Annotated in this window: 12 protein-coding genes; 4 read left to right on the top strand and 8 right to left on the bottom strand. The window is 73.0% G+C overall.

All coding sequences use genetic code 11. The features are described 5' to 3' along the window. Positions 1-2: 2 nt before the first annotated feature. Together ACIBUY_RS17815 and argH are read right to left on the bottom strand one after the other, a co-directional pair. Entirely contained in the window at positions 3-818 is an 816-nt protein-coding gene (locus ACIBUY_RS17815) for a phytanoyl-CoA dioxygenase family protein (RefSeq protein ID WP_365568972.1), read from the bottom strand. Further along, complete coding sequence (gene argH / locus ACIBUY_RS17810) at positions 815-2284, bottom strand: argininosuccinate lyase (RefSeq protein WP_365568969.1); 1470 nt, start codon at positions 2282-2284, stop codon at positions 815-817. Before argH ends, ACIBUY_RS17815 begins: the two co-directional genes overlap by 4 nt. 302 nt (positions 2285-2586) lie before the next feature. Here argH and ACIBUY_RS17805 point away from each other — a divergent pair, with 302 nt between their 5' ends. Beyond that, positions 2587-3459, top strand: a complete 873-nt coding sequence (locus tag ACIBUY_RS17805; RefSeq protein ID WP_399152995.1) for a UbiA family prenyltransferase — start codon at positions 2587-2589, stop codon at positions 3457-3459. A gap of 21 nt (positions 3460-3480) precedes the next feature. On the opposite strand, the gene ACIBUY_RS17800 is transcribed toward ACIBUY_RS17805, so the two are convergent. Both ACIBUY_RS17800 and ACIBUY_RS17795 read right to left on the bottom strand, forming a co-directional pair. Then, positions 3481-4194, bottom strand: a complete 714-nt coding sequence (locus ACIBUY_RS17800; RefSeq protein WP_399152994.1) for a LuxR C-terminal-related transcriptional regulator — start codon at positions 4192-4194, stop codon at positions 3481-3483. Positions 4195-4292: 98 nt separating this feature from the next. After that, positions 4293-5270, bottom strand: coding sequence for an SMP-30/gluconolactonase/LRE family protein (locus ACIBUY_RS17795; RefSeq protein ID WP_399152993.1), 978 nt, complete (start codon positions 5268-5270; stop codon positions 4293-4295). Between the two features lie 200 nt (positions 5271-5470). Between ACIBUY_RS17795 and ACIBUY_RS17790 the strand changes: the two genes are divergently transcribed. Next, on the top strand, positions 5471-5911 hold the full coding sequence (locus tag ACIBUY_RS17790; RefSeq protein ID WP_399152992.1) for a MarR family winged helix-turn-helix transcriptional regulator: 441 nt from the start codon (positions 5471-5473) through the stop codon (positions 5909-5911). Positions 5912-5921: 10 nt separating this feature from the next. Here ACIBUY_RS17790 and ACIBUY_RS17785 read toward each other — a convergent pair whose 3' ends face one another. Both ACIBUY_RS17785 and ACIBUY_RS17780 read right to left on the bottom strand, forming a co-directional pair. Further along, positions 5922-7154 (bottom strand): MFS transporter, encoded by a 1233-nt coding sequence (locus tag ACIBUY_RS17785; protein ID WP_399152991.1) that lies wholly within the window; start codon positions 7152-7154, stop codon positions 5922-5924. A 56-nt stretch (positions 7155-7210) separates the two neighbouring features. Further along, positions 7211-7801, bottom strand: a complete 591-nt coding sequence (locus ACIBUY_RS17780) for a malonic semialdehyde reductase (RefSeq protein WP_365569105.1) — start codon at positions 7799-7801, stop codon at positions 7211-7213. A gap of 145 nt (positions 7802-7946) precedes the next feature. On the opposite strand from ACIBUY_RS17780, the gene ACIBUY_RS17775 reads away from it, so the two are divergent. Further along, entirely contained in the window at positions 7947-8453 is a 507-nt protein-coding gene (locus ACIBUY_RS17775; protein ID WP_365568951.1) for a MarR family transcriptional regulator, read from the top strand. 9 nt (positions 8454-8462) lie between these two features. Here ACIBUY_RS17775 and ACIBUY_RS17770 read toward each other — a convergent pair whose 3' ends face one another. Together ACIBUY_RS17770 and ACIBUY_RS17765 are read right to left on the bottom strand one after the other, a co-directional pair. Further along, on the bottom strand, positions 8463-11093 hold the full coding sequence (locus ACIBUY_RS17770; RefSeq protein ID WP_399152990.1) for a glycosyl hydrolase family 65 protein: 2631 nt from the start codon (positions 11091-11093) through the stop codon (positions 8463-8465). Between the two features lie 92 nt (positions 11094-11185). Further along, the gene (locus ACIBUY_RS17765) at positions 11186-12313 is read right to left on the bottom strand and encodes a pyridoxal-phosphate dependent enzyme (protein ID WP_365568948.1); all 1128 of its coding nucleotides are present in this window, start codon (positions 12311-12313) and stop codon (positions 11186-11188) included. A 341-nt stretch (positions 12314-12654) separates the two neighbouring features. Between ACIBUY_RS17765 and ACIBUY_RS17760 the strand changes: the two genes are divergently transcribed. Continuing rightward, positions 12655-13407, top strand: a complete 753-nt coding sequence (locus tag ACIBUY_RS17760) for a GntR family transcriptional regulator (RefSeq protein WP_365568945.1) — start codon at positions 12655-12657, stop codon at positions 13405-13407. Positions 13408-13453 lie beyond the last annotated feature (46 nt).

Raw genomic sequence — 13453 nt, 5'->3', positions numbered from 1 at the left:
GATCAGATGGCGGCGTTGCGCTCGAAGTAGCGCTCGAAGCCGACCATCTCCTTGCAGCGGCGCACGACTTCGCGTCGGTAGTACTTGCGGTACAGGCCGGTGTCCTCGGTCGCGCAGTACGACGGCAGCAGCACGGTGCGCGGGACCGAGCCCGCGTTGCGGCCGCTGAAGTGCACGGCGAGCGAGTGGAAGACCAGGACGTCACCGGCCTCCAGGGAGGGCACGTCGATGGTCGACGCGTTCAGCGCGGTCGGGTCGCAGTCCGCGCCCGGGTCGCTCGCCGGTCCCGGCAGCAGCTCGTGGTGCGTGCCGCGGTAGAAGCCGAGTCCGCCGTTGAGGGCGTCGCTCGGGTACAGGTTGATCACCGCCGTGCACAGCTTGTCCGGGTTCTCGTTCAGCCACTGCCAGTACAGGAAGTCCTGGTGCGGGATGTAGCCGTTGGTGCCCGGCTCCTTGCGGATCAGCTTGCACTTGAGGACCTCGGGCGAGCCGTCGAGGATCGTGCGCAGCGCGCCGAGCAGCGCCGGGTGCTTGGCGGCGTCCGTCATCCCGGGCGAGATGTCCAGGACCGGGTCGAGACGGTCGAAGGCGTAGCGGCCGTCGGGCCCGCGGCGGAACTCGGTGCGCAGGTTGAGGTCGTCGTCCAGGCCGTCGAGGTGGAAGAGCCGCTCGACCTCGTCGCGGTACGCCTGGATCTCGGCGGGCGTGTAGAGCCCGCGGAGAATGGTGTAACCGTCCTGCCAGTACTGCTTCTTGTACGTGTCCAGGGCGTCGGCGGACAGCTGCTGTGCCGGCGTCTCGAGCAGGGTGGCGGTCATGACGTGGTCGCTCCTTCGTGCGTGGTACTGCGGGTGATGATTTCCTGGTCGGAAAAGTCGTTCTCGAACTCGATGAACTCGTTGAGCCTGGCCCGGAGTTGGGCGGCGGCCTCCCTGACGCGCTCGGGGGCCGTGCCGCCGCTGCTGGCACGGGAGGCGACCGAGGCCTCGACGGTGAGGTCGGGCCACGGCTCGAAGGCCAGGCGCTCGTCGACGCCGCGCCGGTCCTCCTGGGACAACTCGCCCAGGGAGCAACCCTGTTGCTGTGCCAGGCGCACCAGGTCCGTGACGAGGTGATGGGCCGTGCGGAACGGGATGCCGCGCTCCCGGGTCAGCCAGTCGGCGAGGTCGCCGGAGGTGACGAAGTTGATGTCGAGGGCCGCCCGCATCGCGTCCGCGTTCGGCTCCATCAGGGTCGCGATCGTGACGGCGGCGTCCAGGGAGAGGGTCAGGGTCTGCGCCGTGTCGAACAGCGGCTCCTTGTCCTCCTGCAGGTCCCGGAAGTAGCTCAGGGGCAGGCCCTTGACCACGGTCTGCAGCGCGTGGAGGTTGCCGAGGACCCGGCCGCTCTTGGCGCGGATCAGCTCCGCCGCGTCGGGGTTGCGCTTGTGCGGCATGGCCGAGGAGGCGCTGATCAGTTCGTCGGGCAGCGTGATGAGGCCGACGGGCTGCGACGACCAGAAGACGAGCTCCGCGCTGAACCGCGAAAGGTTCAGGGCCACCGACGCACCGGCGTTCAGGAAGTCGAGCGCGAATCCCCGGTCGCCGACGCTGTCGAGGGAATTCGCCGTCGGCTGGCGGAATCCGAGCGTTTCCGCGACGGACTGCCGGTCGATCGGGAATCCGGTGCCGGCCAGCGCCGCCGCGCCCATCGGGCATTCGTCCTGCAGGGAGAGGACGAAGGAAATCCGCTCGGCGTCACGGAGGAATGTCTCGGCATACGCGAGACAGACATGGCCGAACGTCATCGGCTGGGCGATCTGCAGGTGCGAGAAACCCGGCATGACGGTCGCCGCGTGCCTCTCGCCCTGCTCGAGCAGCGCCTGCGTCAGCGCCAGGATCTTCGACCGCAGCGCGATCACCTGGTCGCGGATCCACAGCCGCAGCGCGGTCACCGCGAGGTCGTTGCGGGCCCGGGCGGTGCCGAGCCAGCCCGCGTCCGCGCCGATCCGCGTCTCCAGGTACTGCTCGATCGCGGTGTGCACGTCCTCGGCCTCGGGGTCGAGCACGCTGTCCCCGGACCGGATGCGCTGCTTCAACTCCTCCAGGGCGCGCTGCAGTTCGACGGCCGCGTCCGGCGGCACGATGTCCTGCTTCTGCAGCATCGCGACGTGTGCCTGCGAGACGGTGATGTCGTACAGGGCGAGTTTTCCGTCGTAGTGCCCGCTGCAGCCGATCGCCGCCATGCTCCTCGCGGCTTCGGACCGGGTGGCGGCCCGTACATCAGCCCGTGTGTCAGCCGTCATGTGAAAACCCGCGTACGCATCTGTGAAAAGCCCCTCTGACTGAGTGCATCGAATTCGCCTGTGCGGCCCGGGAGTTCGCCTCTCCGGGCCGCGGCGGAACTCATCGTGCACCACGAATTCGGGGCCTCACAGTGCCTTGCGACCAACGGGCCAGGGAGGGTGTACGCCGGTGTACACCCCGTACGCCGATGGTTGTATGGAGGTGCACCCGAGCCCGCTTTTAGGCTGCGGCCGTGAGCGATTCCGGGGTCATTCCGAGAGTTTCAAGGCCGGCTCGCGCGCTGGACGTCCAGTGGCGCAGCGTGCCTGAGACGGCGCGTCTGTGCTGGTCAGAGGCGCGTCCGCTGGTGCAGACGATGTTCGTGCTGCGCTTCGCGGTGGGCGCGGTGTCCGCCGTGCAGGCGCCGGGCGCCCTGTCGCGCACCGTGCTCGGCATGGCGGCCTGGTGGTGTGCGGTGTCCTGCGCGTACCTGCTCAACGGTGTGACGGACGTCCGCGAGGACCGCGCCAACGGCTCCCGGCGGCCCATCGCCAGGGGAGCCCTCCCGGTCCGTACGGCGGCGGTCGTCACGGCGCTGCTCGCCGCGGCCGCCCTGGTGCTCGGCGCGCTCGCGGGCGGCGAAGTGCTCGCCTGGGTCGTGGGATTCCTGCTGCTCGGCTGGGCCTACTCGGTCGGCCCGGTGCGGGCCAAGGACTCGAGCGTGCGGTGCGCACTGGTGGTGTTCGGCATGGGCGCGGCCTCGTACGCGGCCGGTGTCGCGGCGGCCGGGTCGGGCTGGACCGCCACCGGTGTCGTCTTCGGCCTCGTGATGTCGGCCTGGATGGCGCTGGTCGGCGCCCTGGTCAAGGACTTGGGGGACGCGGGCGGTGACGCGGCGGGCGGCCGGCGCACGGTCGCGGTCGTCCGCGGCATGGCGGCGGCGCGGGCCCTCGCGGTGCTGGGCGCGGTCCTGGTGGGCGTGGCCGGTCCGGTGGCGGCGGCCCGGTGGGCCCCGCTCGCCCTGGTGGGCACGGTGCCGGTGGCGGCCGGGGCGGCCTGGGTCGTCGCCCAAGTACTGCGCGACGCACGCCGGTCGAACGCCGACCGGCAGCAACGGCGGGGCGCGTACCGGGCGTTCATGGTCACGCAGTACGCGGCCAACCTGCTGCTGGTGGCGGTGCTCGCCGTCGTGTGAGCCCGGCGGGCGGCGCCAGGCTCAAATTCCGGCGGGAAACGCCTTGTTGAGCGCCTGCACCCGTGAACTCGCCCCCAGCTTGCGGTACGCGTTGTGCAGATGCCGCTTCACCGTCGCCTCGCTGATCTCGAGCCGACGCCCTATCAGCCGGTTGGTCAGCCCGTCGCGCACCGCCTCCAGGATCTGCCGCTCCCGCAGGGTCAGCAGGTCCAGGACCTGTTCGTGCGCGGGCGCCTCGGCGCTGCGCTCCGCCGTCTCGGCGGCGAGTGGCTGCCCGAGTGGCTGCCCGAGCGGCTGCCTGGCCTCCTCGTAGCCACGTATCCCCTGGTACAGGCGGCTCCCCGTCGAGGCCCGGAACGCGGCGCCCACCGTCTGCGTCGCCGCGAGCCGCTCCTCGGGCCGCACGGCGGCGACGGCCTGCCCGATCGCGCCCTGCATGGCCTGCCAGAGCACCTCCACGGCACGCACCGACTCCGAGACCGGTACCTGCTGGACGACGCGGTGCGCCCCGAGCAGCCGCGTGTACTCGCCGACGCCCGGGGGCTCCGCGTACTTCCCGGCCTCCAGCGCCTGTGCGCACTCGGCCACGATGTTCTGCGCCTGGTGCCGGCACTGCCGCCAGATGTCCTCGCGGGACACCAGCGGGCTGCCGAGCCGTCCGAGGCCCGCACGGTACGCCTCGATGATCGCCGCAGTGGCGGTACGGAGCTGCTGAGCAGCGGCTTCACGACTCACTGAAGTCCCCCCTGGAAATGGCCGGGGGCAAGCTAACATTCCGCCGCCCTGCCCGTAAGACAAGATCCAAGGGGTGGGACCGGCGGCGTCGTCGCTGGTCAGATCCCGTCGACGGCCGCCACCGTGAACGGTCCCTGCGGCGTGCCCCCGCCCAGCGGACCGCCGTGGTCGAACTGGGAGCGCACGACGAGCAGCCGCCCCCGGTCGTGCGTCAGCGTCGTCGGGACCTGGAGCGCGGGGTCGGTGACCGAGCGCTCCACGTGGGCCGCCGCGCCGCCGCCGTCCAGGTGCCAGCGGGTGATCGTGTTGTCCAGGTTCTGGGCGGCCCACAGGGTGTCGCCGCGCAGTTCGAGCCCGTCCCCGTTGGTCAACTGCGGCCCGTGCAGGGCGACGTGGCGTACGGAGGCGTCCTTCGTACTGACCCGGTACAGGTCACCGGCGCCCATGTCGACGACGTACAGGTGGCGGCCGGAGGCGTCGGCGACGATGCCGTTCAGGGTGTACGAGTCGGAGTTGATCAGGCCGCTCAGGTCCGCCCACGGGGTGAGGTCGGCGTGCCCGCCGCGCGCCACCTGCTCGGGGGTCACGCGGTAGACGGTGGTGCGCAGGGAGTCGGTGAGATAGGCGGTGCCGTCCGGGGTGACGGTCAGGTCGTTGACCAGGCGCGGCCCGTCGCCGGGTGCGTCGAACCGGGCGAGCAGCTCGCGGCTGTGCAGGTCGTAGACCATGACGCCGGTGGACGAGTCGATCACCCAGAGGTGTCCGGCCCGGTCGACCCGCAGGCCGTTCGCGGTGTGCCGCCCGTCGGCGCCCGCGGGCAGGAACTCCTCGGCGGTGCGCTGCCCGGGGGTCGCGCGGTACACGGCCCCCGTCTCGAACGACCCGACGTACGCCGTGCCGTCGCGCGGGTCGGTGGCGATGCCCTCGGGATAGACGCGCTCGCCGGGGAGCGTGAAGGCGGTGGTCACCCGGGTGCGGTGCGGCCCCGCGCCGTCCTGGGCGTACGCGGTGCTGGTGAGCGGTGCCGCGACGGCCAGGGCGGCGAGCGCGGTGGCGGCGGCGAAGGTGCGACGCATGAAGGAACCCCCATCGGGCCGGGCGCTTCGGGCGCCCCGGCCGCTGTCAGTCGTTGGCTGTTGGTCGCTAGCTGTTAGCTCACGAACGTAGATTAGAACTCTAATGCTCGTCAAGAAGCTAATTGATGCCAGTGGACTCACGGCCGTCTGATGACTAATGGTCGTCAAGGGGCTAATGACGTGCGCGGTAGCATGCGGGCATGACGTCCCTGCCGGTCTCGGAGCGCCTCGGCTCCCACATCAAGCGCGCCGAACAGGCGCTGAACGCGGCCAAGCTCGCCGCCGTGAAGCCGGCCGGTCTGACCGTCGCCCAGTACGCGGCGCTCCTCTATCTCGACGAGAACCCCGGCATCTCGGCCGCGGCCCTCGCCCGGCTGTGCGGGGTCACCCCGCCGACCATGAACACCGTCCTGAAGAACCTCCAGGAGCGCGGCCTCGTCGAGCGCACCCCGCACGAGTGGCACAAGAACGTCCTGGAGATCACGTTCACCGAGGAGGGCCGGGCGCTGACCGCGGCGGCGGACCTCCGGGCCGTGCGCGTGGAGCGGGCGCTCGCCGAGGAGTTCACGGACGACGAAAGGGCGACGCTCGCGGCCCTGTTGGACCGCTGCGTCGCCCTTCTCGACTCGACCCGCGACTGACCGGGAACGGCTAGCGGAGCACCAGCAGCGTCGCGAGCGCCGGGCCGAGCGCCCCGCCCAGCTGGTAGCCGAGCGTGAACAGGCCGATGGCCGTGGGGCGTTGGGCGGTCGGGACGGCGGAGGCCGCGTCCATCGACTGGGTGGCGTTCGCACCGGCCGCGCCGAACACCGCCGCGCCCGCCGCCGCCAGCAGCACCGGTGCCGACTGGGCGAACACCGCCGTCACCGCGGCCGCGCCCCCGGCCGCGATCAGCGCCGTGCGCACCCGGGTCCGGCCGAGCCGCGCCGACACCGCGGCGAAGCCGAGCGCCAGGGCCGAGCCCGTGAGCAGGGCGATCAGCTGGCCCGTCGCCACCGAGCCCTTCGACCAGTCGGTGCGGTCGGCGATCAGCCGCGGCACCGCGAACAGCAGGACGAAGTACGAGGTGGAGAGCGCGAGCGCGAGCAGCGTGGCCGTACGGAACACCGGGGTGCGCAGCACGCCCGCCGGGACGAAGCCCTCGGGGCGGCGGCGGATGTGCGCGGCGAGCAGCGCGGCCGCGACCAGCGCCGCGGCGACCGCGGGCAGCGGGTACGTCGGCAGCAGGATCAGGCCGGTGGCGAGGGCGGTCAGGGCCAGTGCGCCCCTGAGGTCGAAGCGGCCCTCGGCGGGCGGGGCCTCCTTGGCGTGCCGCCCCACCGCGGGCACCGCGAGCAGCGCGACCACCGACACGGCGAGCGCCGCCCGCCAGGACACCGCGCCCGTGAGCCGCTCGCCGAGCAGCGGCCCGGCCGCGCCGAGCATGCCGAACCCGGCGCTGATCACGCCCATCCGCCGCGCGTTGCCCGCGAGGCTCATCGCGACCGCGATCAGGCCCGCGCCGCCCACCGCCTGCCCCGCACGCCCGACCAGCGCGAGCGGCAGCCACGGCGCGGCGGCGACCAGGACGGTGCCGGCCAGGGTGAGCGCGGCGCCGGTCCACAGCGCGGCCCGCGTCCCGCGACGCCGCAGCAGCGTCGCCATGAGCGGCATCCCGACGGACATGGCCCAGGCGAACGTGGTGACGAGCCAGGCGGCGCCGGTCGTGGCAACGCCGAGTGAGCGGCCCATGTCGCCGAGGATCAGCACGGGCGCGTTGGCCCCGGCGGCGACCGGTGTGGCGAGCAACGCCAGCCACAGGACAGGGACTTGACGCGTTTCGCCGCCCGCGCGGGCCGTGCTGCGGGCGGCGGCGGGTGCGGCGGTCTTGGGCAGGACGGACATGGCTCCCCCTGGGGACTGCGGTGCGAGAAAGGGACGGGCAGGGCGGGGCGTACGGCTCAGACCGCCGTGACGACCTCGTCGTACGCGAGGCGCGGCAGCCGCGGGAACCAGGCGTCGGGGCCCGGGCGGCCGATGTTGACCACCATCAGCGGGGCGTGGTCGGCGTCGAGGAACTCCTTGCGCAGGCCCTCCGCGTCGTATCCGGTCATCGGTCCTGCGGCGAGCCCGGCGGCGCGGATGCCGATGAGGAAGTAGGCGGCCTGCAACGCCCCGTTGAGCGCGGCGTCCCGCTCGCGCAGCGGGCGCTCGCCGAACACCGAGTCCTTCACGCCGGGCGCGAACGGCAGCAGCCGCGGCAGTTCCTCGTGGAACTCGTAGTCCGTGGCGAGGATCGCGACCAGCGGGGCCGTGGCGGTCTTGGCCCGGTTGCCCTCGGCCAGGTGCGGCAGCAGCCGCTCGCGCGCCTCGGGCGTGCGGACCAGGACGACCCGCAGCGGCGACTGGTTGTAGGCGGTCGGGCCGAACTTCACCAGGTCGTACACCGCCTGCAGCTGTCCGTCGGTGACCGGCTCCGCGGTGAACGTGTTCGCGGTGCGGGCCTCGCGGAAGAGGAGGTCCTGGGCGGCGGGGTCGAGGTGCAGGGGCAGGGACATGCGGCTGGCTCCGAGTTCGTCTTAAGGTTGACTCTCTTAACGTTGAGATAAAAGCAGGCTTGGTTGTTCAACGTCAAGCCTCTTAAGATTGAGAGAAATGGTGGGAGCGCGGGAGCGCACGCGAGAGTGGAGGACGGGCATGGCCGACGCCCTGGACCTGATCGTCGAGCAGTGGCGCAAGGAGCGGCCCGAACTGGGCGACGCCCTGAAGGCCGTGGAGATCCTCGGGCGCATCCAGCGCATGCAGCGCGTGCTGGACCGCCACTTCAAGACGCTGCACGCCCAATTCGGGCTGGGCGTGGGCGAGTTCGACGTGCTCACCACGCTGCGCCGCTCGGGCCCGCCCTACACGCTGACCGCCGGCGCGTTCCTCGGCGCCGCCATGGTGACCTCGGGCGCCATCACCAACCGGATCGACCGCATGGAGGCCAAGGGCCTGGTCGAGCGGGTGCGGGACGGCGCCGACCGGCGCACCGTGCGGATCCGGCTCACCGAGCGCGGCAGCGCCCTCACCGACGAGGTGATGGCGGCCCATCTGCGGGACTACGAGGAGATCCTCGCCCCGCTGGCCCCCGAGGAGTGCGAGCAGGTCGCCTCGGGCCTGCGCAAGGTGCTGGAGGCCCAGGGCGACACCAAGCTCAACTGACAGGCGCGCTCACGTGACGGTCAACTCCCCGACGGGCTCGGCGACTTCACCGGTCTGTGTGACGCGTACGAACCGGGCCGCGCCGCCCGGCGCGAACGGCACCCAGCGCCGCCCGTCCGCCGACGTCTCGACCCGCCGGGCCCGCGCTCCCGCCACCGTCACCCGGCGCACGGCCCGCTCGGCGCCCAGGTCCACGGTGAGCGCCCCGCCGGGACGCGCGGGCAGCCACGTCGTGGCCGGGTTGCCGTCCACCGCCGCGCCCGCGTACTGCCCCGGGTCCTCGGACGTCGCCGTCGCCGGGCGGCAGCGGGCCAGGTCGGAGGTGGGCGTGCGGTCGGGACGCCGCGTCGGGAGCGTGAGCCCGCCCGCGGTCACCGTCTTCCGCCCGGCCGGGGTGTCCACGGTGAACGGCCGCCCCGCCGTCAGCCGGACCGTCGTCCGCTCGGCCCCGATCGCCACGTCATAGGTCCGGCCGCGCCACTGAAGTCCCTTGACCGTGACGCCCGTTGACAACTGCGGCGGCAGCATCGGGTCCAGGTGCACGGCGTCGTCGTCGCGCAGCCTGAGCCCCGTCAGACCGTGCGTGAACACCTGCAGGAAGCCGCCCTTGCCGGTGAGGAAGTCCTGCGCCGGCTCTCCCGCGAGCGCGTCCCCGGCCCCGGCCTTCGACCCGCGCGACTCCGAGAACGTCCCGAACGGCCCCCGGAAGAACGGCCGCGACGCCCGCTCCAGGAAGGTGTACGTCGAACAGCCCGGCTCGCCGATCGCCGCCGCCGCGACGGCGTGCACCGAGTCCGTCATCGCCGGGCCGTCGCGATCGGTGTGCGCCGCGTAGTAGTCGAGCGTCGCGGCCGCCGCCCCCTTCGGCATGGGCCGCCAGTCCAGCGGATACAGCAGCAGCACCGCGTCGGCCTGCTTGATCGGCGACGCGTGCCCGATGTCGTACCCGGCGTACTGGAGGAAGACCTTGCGCCTGGTGTCGTACGGGATGCGGAGCCGGTCGGCGATGCGCGTCCAGTCGGCGCCGGGGCGCTGCCCGACGATCCGTGCCGCCTTCGCCGCGGCGCGCAGGGACGTCGCGGCGACCGCGTTCGTGTAGACGCCGTCGTCGACGCCGTTGCTGTACTCGTCGGGCCCGGCGACGTCCTTGACGGAGTAGGAGCCGTCCGCCTCGTTCTTCGTCACCCGCGAAGTCCAGTACTGGGCAAGGCCCTTGAGCAGCGGCCAGCCCTGCGCGCGCAGCCACTTCTCGTCGCCGGTCGCCTGGTAGTACTGCCAGGCCGCGAGCGCGATGTCGCCCTGGAGGTGGTTCTGGATCACGCAGTGCGGCGGGTACCAGCTCTGGCACTCGCCCCACAACGAGCCCGAACCCGCGCTCGTCCAGGGGTACATGAGCCCGCCGACGGACGTCTTGCGCGCGTTGTCCGCGGCCGCCGCCCGGGTCCGGTACCGGTAGGCGAGCACGGGCTCCGCCAGCTCGGGCCGGGTCGCGAGCAGCGGGGGGAACATCCACGTCTCCGCGTCCCAGAACACCATGCCCGCATAGTTGTCGCTGCTCAGGCCGGTCGGCGCGATGCTGTTCCGTGCGCCGGGCCGCAGCGAGGAGAGCAGCCCGTACTGGGCCGCGCGCACCTGCGCCTGCAGCTCGGGCCGCCCGGGCACCTCGATGTCGGAGGTCCACAACGTCCGCCAGGCCGCGGTGTGTTCACGCAGCAGCGCGTCCCACCCGGCCGCGGCGGCGCGCTGCGACGCGGAGGCCGCGGCGGCCCGGGGCGAGCGCGAGGTGAGGGCCGTGTCCACGCCGACGTACTTGGTGACGTCGTACCGCGACCCGCTGCTGACGTCGAAGTCCGCGCGCTGGCTCACGCTCAAGTCCCTTGACCTGCGGGCGGATTGAGTGCGCCCCGGCGCGCGCAGGGTCGACGCGACGGCCCCGTCCGTCCCGGTCCCGTCCGTCCGGAAGCCGACGGCCGCGGTGCGCTTGCCGTGCGGGCCCGCGCCGGTCGGGGCGATGCGGCGGGCGCCGGCGCCGTCGATCCGGTCGGTGACGGTGACGGCGCCGCTCCAGTGCGGGACGACGCGCAGCCGCACCGCGCCGACGTGCGCCCGCGCCCGGTCCGCGACCACCTCGTACGTCAGATCGGTGCGCCGCCCGTCCTCGTGCAGCCACGTGACGGACGTACGCACGATGCCGCAGCGCAGGTCGAGGCTCTGCCGGTAGCCCGTGGTGCGGCTGCCGGGCCCGTACGTCTCGCCGCCGACGCGCACGTCGAGACCCGTCCACGAGGGCAGGGCGGCGACGGCCTGGCGATGGGCGGTGTGGGCGGGCCCGCGCGCGTAGAGGCCGGAGACGAAGGAGCCGTCGTACGGGTGCGTGTACAGCGGCCAGCCGGTCTTCGCGTCGGGGGCGCCGGGCGCGGCGTACCCGGCGCCCGGGGGCGGCACGCGCACCCCGAGGTAGCCGTTGCCGGCGTAGGCGTGGAACGGGTCGTCGGGCTTGGCCGGGGTGCGGGTGGCCAGGGTCCAGGCGGGGTTCCCGCAGAGGGGAGCGGCGGCCTGGGCCGGGGCGGGGGGCAGTGGTCCGACGAGGGAGGGGAGGGCGAGGGCGAGGGCGCCGAGGAGGCGGTTCCTGGTGGTCACGGATCCGAGGGTGCGACGCGAAGGGCTCACGGTGCGGTATGCGCGCCGCCGGGGCGGACCAAGCCCCGCCGATCAGGCGGGGTCGGGCGGGGTCAGGCGGGCGGCGCCGCGAGCCCCGTCTTGAGACCCGCCCCGCACAGCGGCACGACCGCGCTGCGCCCGTTCAGGACCTGCCCGAGGGACCCGCCGTCCCGGGTCGCCGCCCAGCACGCCACCCCCGTCGACTCGACGTACAGGCCCCGCGAGGCCAGATCCAGCTGCGCGTGCCGGATCTGATCCTCCGTCACCGTGTGGAACGCGCCGCCCGATTCGCGCACGGCCCGCAGGATCTGCCGGGCGCGCGGCGGGGCGGTGATCGCGATGCCCTCGGCGAGCGTCGGCGCCATCGGGGTCGTGCCCACCAGCTCGTCGGCTCCGGCCCGCCACGCCTCGGCCAGCGGGGCGACCGCCGCGGCCTGGACGGCGTGCAGCGCGGGACGGCGGTCGATCAGGCCCGCGGTGTGCAGCTCGGCGACGGCGAGGGCGGCGCCGAGCAGCAGCGTGCCGTTGCCGACGGGCACGACGAGCACGTCGGGGAGGCGGCCGCCCAGGTCCTCCCAGAGCTCGTGGACGTACGTCTTCGTGCCGTGCAGGAAGTAGGGGTTGTGGACGTGGCTGGCGTAGAAGACACCGTCCTCGTCGGCCACCGCACGGGCCGCCCGCGCCGTCGCCTCCCGGTCCCCGGGGACCACTTCGAGCTTCGCGCCGTGCGCCCCGATCTGCTCCAGCTTCTTGGGGGACGTGCCGTCGGGGACGTACACGGTGCACGGCAGGGCGGCGCGGGCGCAGTACGCGGCCACGGCGGTCCCGGCGTTGCCGCTGCTGTCGGCGATGACGCGGTCCGGGCCGAGGCGGGTCGCGAGCGCGGCGAGCATGACGGCGCCGCGGTCCTTGAACGACAGCGTCGGCATCAGGAAGTCCAGCTTCGCCGAGACGGTGCCCGCGAGCGGGACGAGCGGGGTGCGGCCCTCGCCGAGTGTGCAGTCGGGAACCGGAAGCGGCAGGCACTCGGCGTAGCGCCACAGCGAACTGACGCGTCCGGCAAGGGACTTGAGAGGTGCGGGCGTGGGGGAGAGGTCGAGGTCGAGCGGGCCTCGGCAGACCGGACAGCACCAGGTGAGCGATCCGGCGGGGACGCGGGTGCCGTCGAGGGGGCAGTAGCAGTCGGGAAGGGCGGTCATGAGGGCAGCGTAGGCGCGCGGTTCATCGAATCGGCTCCGGCTCCACGGCCCGGTCCGCCGCCCGTACGAGCCCCGGGGCCGGGAGGCCGATCGCGCGCCGGGCCGGTTCACGGCACACACCGTGTCCGCCCGGTTCGTGATCACGCCATCCGCAACTGCCCTCTACCTGGAAGGAGTCGCTGCGTAAAGCCCTCGGGGCCTGCATGTCATCACTTCGAGTGATTCCTTGGCCTTTGCTTGCATGGCTCAACCCACGGTTGCCACGCTGTTGCTGTCTGTCAATCCATGGGGACCCCATGGGGTTCTGTGGGGTTCAACGGGGATCTGAGGGGAACGGCCAAGTGACATTCGGTGAGCAGCCGGCATACCTGCGCGTCGCGGGCGATCTGCGCAGGAAGATCGTCAATGGCTCGCTGCCGCCGCACACCCGCCTCCCCTCCCAGGCCAAGATCCGCGAGGAGTACGGGGTTTCGGACACGGTCGCCCTGGAGGCCCGCAAGGTGCTGATGGCGGAAGGGCTCGTCGAGGGCCGCTCCGGCTCCGGCACCTATGTGCGCGAGCGCCCCGTGCCCCGCCGCGTCGCCCGCTCCGGATACCGCTCGGGCGGCGGCTCCACCCCGTTCCGCCAGGAGCAGTCCGACCCGGCCGCGCGCGGCACCTGGGAGTCGCGCAGCGAGCAGACCGAGGCCGACGGCGGCGTCGCGGAGCGGCTCGGCGTCCGTGCGGGCGACCGCGTGATGTGTACGAGATACGTGTACCGGGACGCGGGCGAGACGGTGATGCTGGCCACGTCCTGGGAGCCGCTCGCCGTCACGGGGCGCACGCCGGTGATGCTCCCCGAGGAGGGCCCGCTGGGCGGCTGCGGCGTCGTGGAGCGCATGGCGGCGATCGACGTGATCGTGGACAACGTGACGGAGGAAGTGGCCGCCCGCCCCGGCCTCGCCGAGGAGTTGAGCGCGCTCGGCGGTGTGCCGGGACACGTCGTGCTGGTCATCCACCGCACCTTCTTCGCCTCGGGCAGACCCGTGGAGACGGCCGATGTCGTGGTCCCGGCCGACCGGTACCGCATCGCATACCACCTGCCGGTGAAGTGACCCCCGGGGCGCAGGGCACCGCCCGATACCCGGGGTGCCCCGTCCG

Origin of the sequence: Streptomyces sp. NPDC050085 (assembly GCF_044460595.1) — a bacterium.
Classification (GTDB): domain Bacteria; phylum Actinomycetota; class Actinomycetes; order Streptomycetales; family Streptomycetaceae; genus Streptomyces.
Note: the sequence above shows the minus strand (reverse complement) of the source record. Positions and strands in the feature narration are given on the sequence as shown.

Excerpts from the sequence above, each read along its gene's own strand:
- ACIBUY_RS17815 (WP_365568972.1), bottom strand. The coding sequence starts at position 818 with ATGACCGCCACCCTGCTCGAGACGCCGGCACAGCAGCTGTCCGCCGAC.
- argH (WP_365568969.1), bottom strand. The coding sequence starts at position 2,284 with ATGACGGCTGACACACGGGCTGATGTACGGGCCGCCACCCGGTCCGAA.
- ACIBUY_RS17795 (WP_399152993.1), bottom strand. The coding sequence starts at position 5,270 with ATGCGTCGCACCTTCGCCGCCGCCACCGCGCTCGCCGCCCTGGCCGTC.
- ACIBUY_RS17790 (WP_399152992.1), top strand. The coding sequence starts at position 5,471 with ATGACGTCCCTGCCGGTCTCGGAGCGCCTCGGCTCCCACATCAAGCGC.
- ACIBUY_RS17785 (WP_399152991.1), bottom strand. The coding sequence starts at position 7,154 with ATGTCCGTCCTGCCCAAGACCGCCGCACCCGCCGCCGCCCGCAGCACG.
- ACIBUY_RS17775 (WP_365568951.1), top strand. The coding sequence starts at position 7,947 with ATGGCCGACGCCCTGGACCTGATCGTCGAGCAGTGGCGCAAGGAGCGG.
- ACIBUY_RS17765 (WP_365568948.1), bottom strand. The coding sequence starts at position 12,313 with ATGACCGCCCTTCCCGACTGCTACTGCCCCCTCGACGGCACCCGCGTC.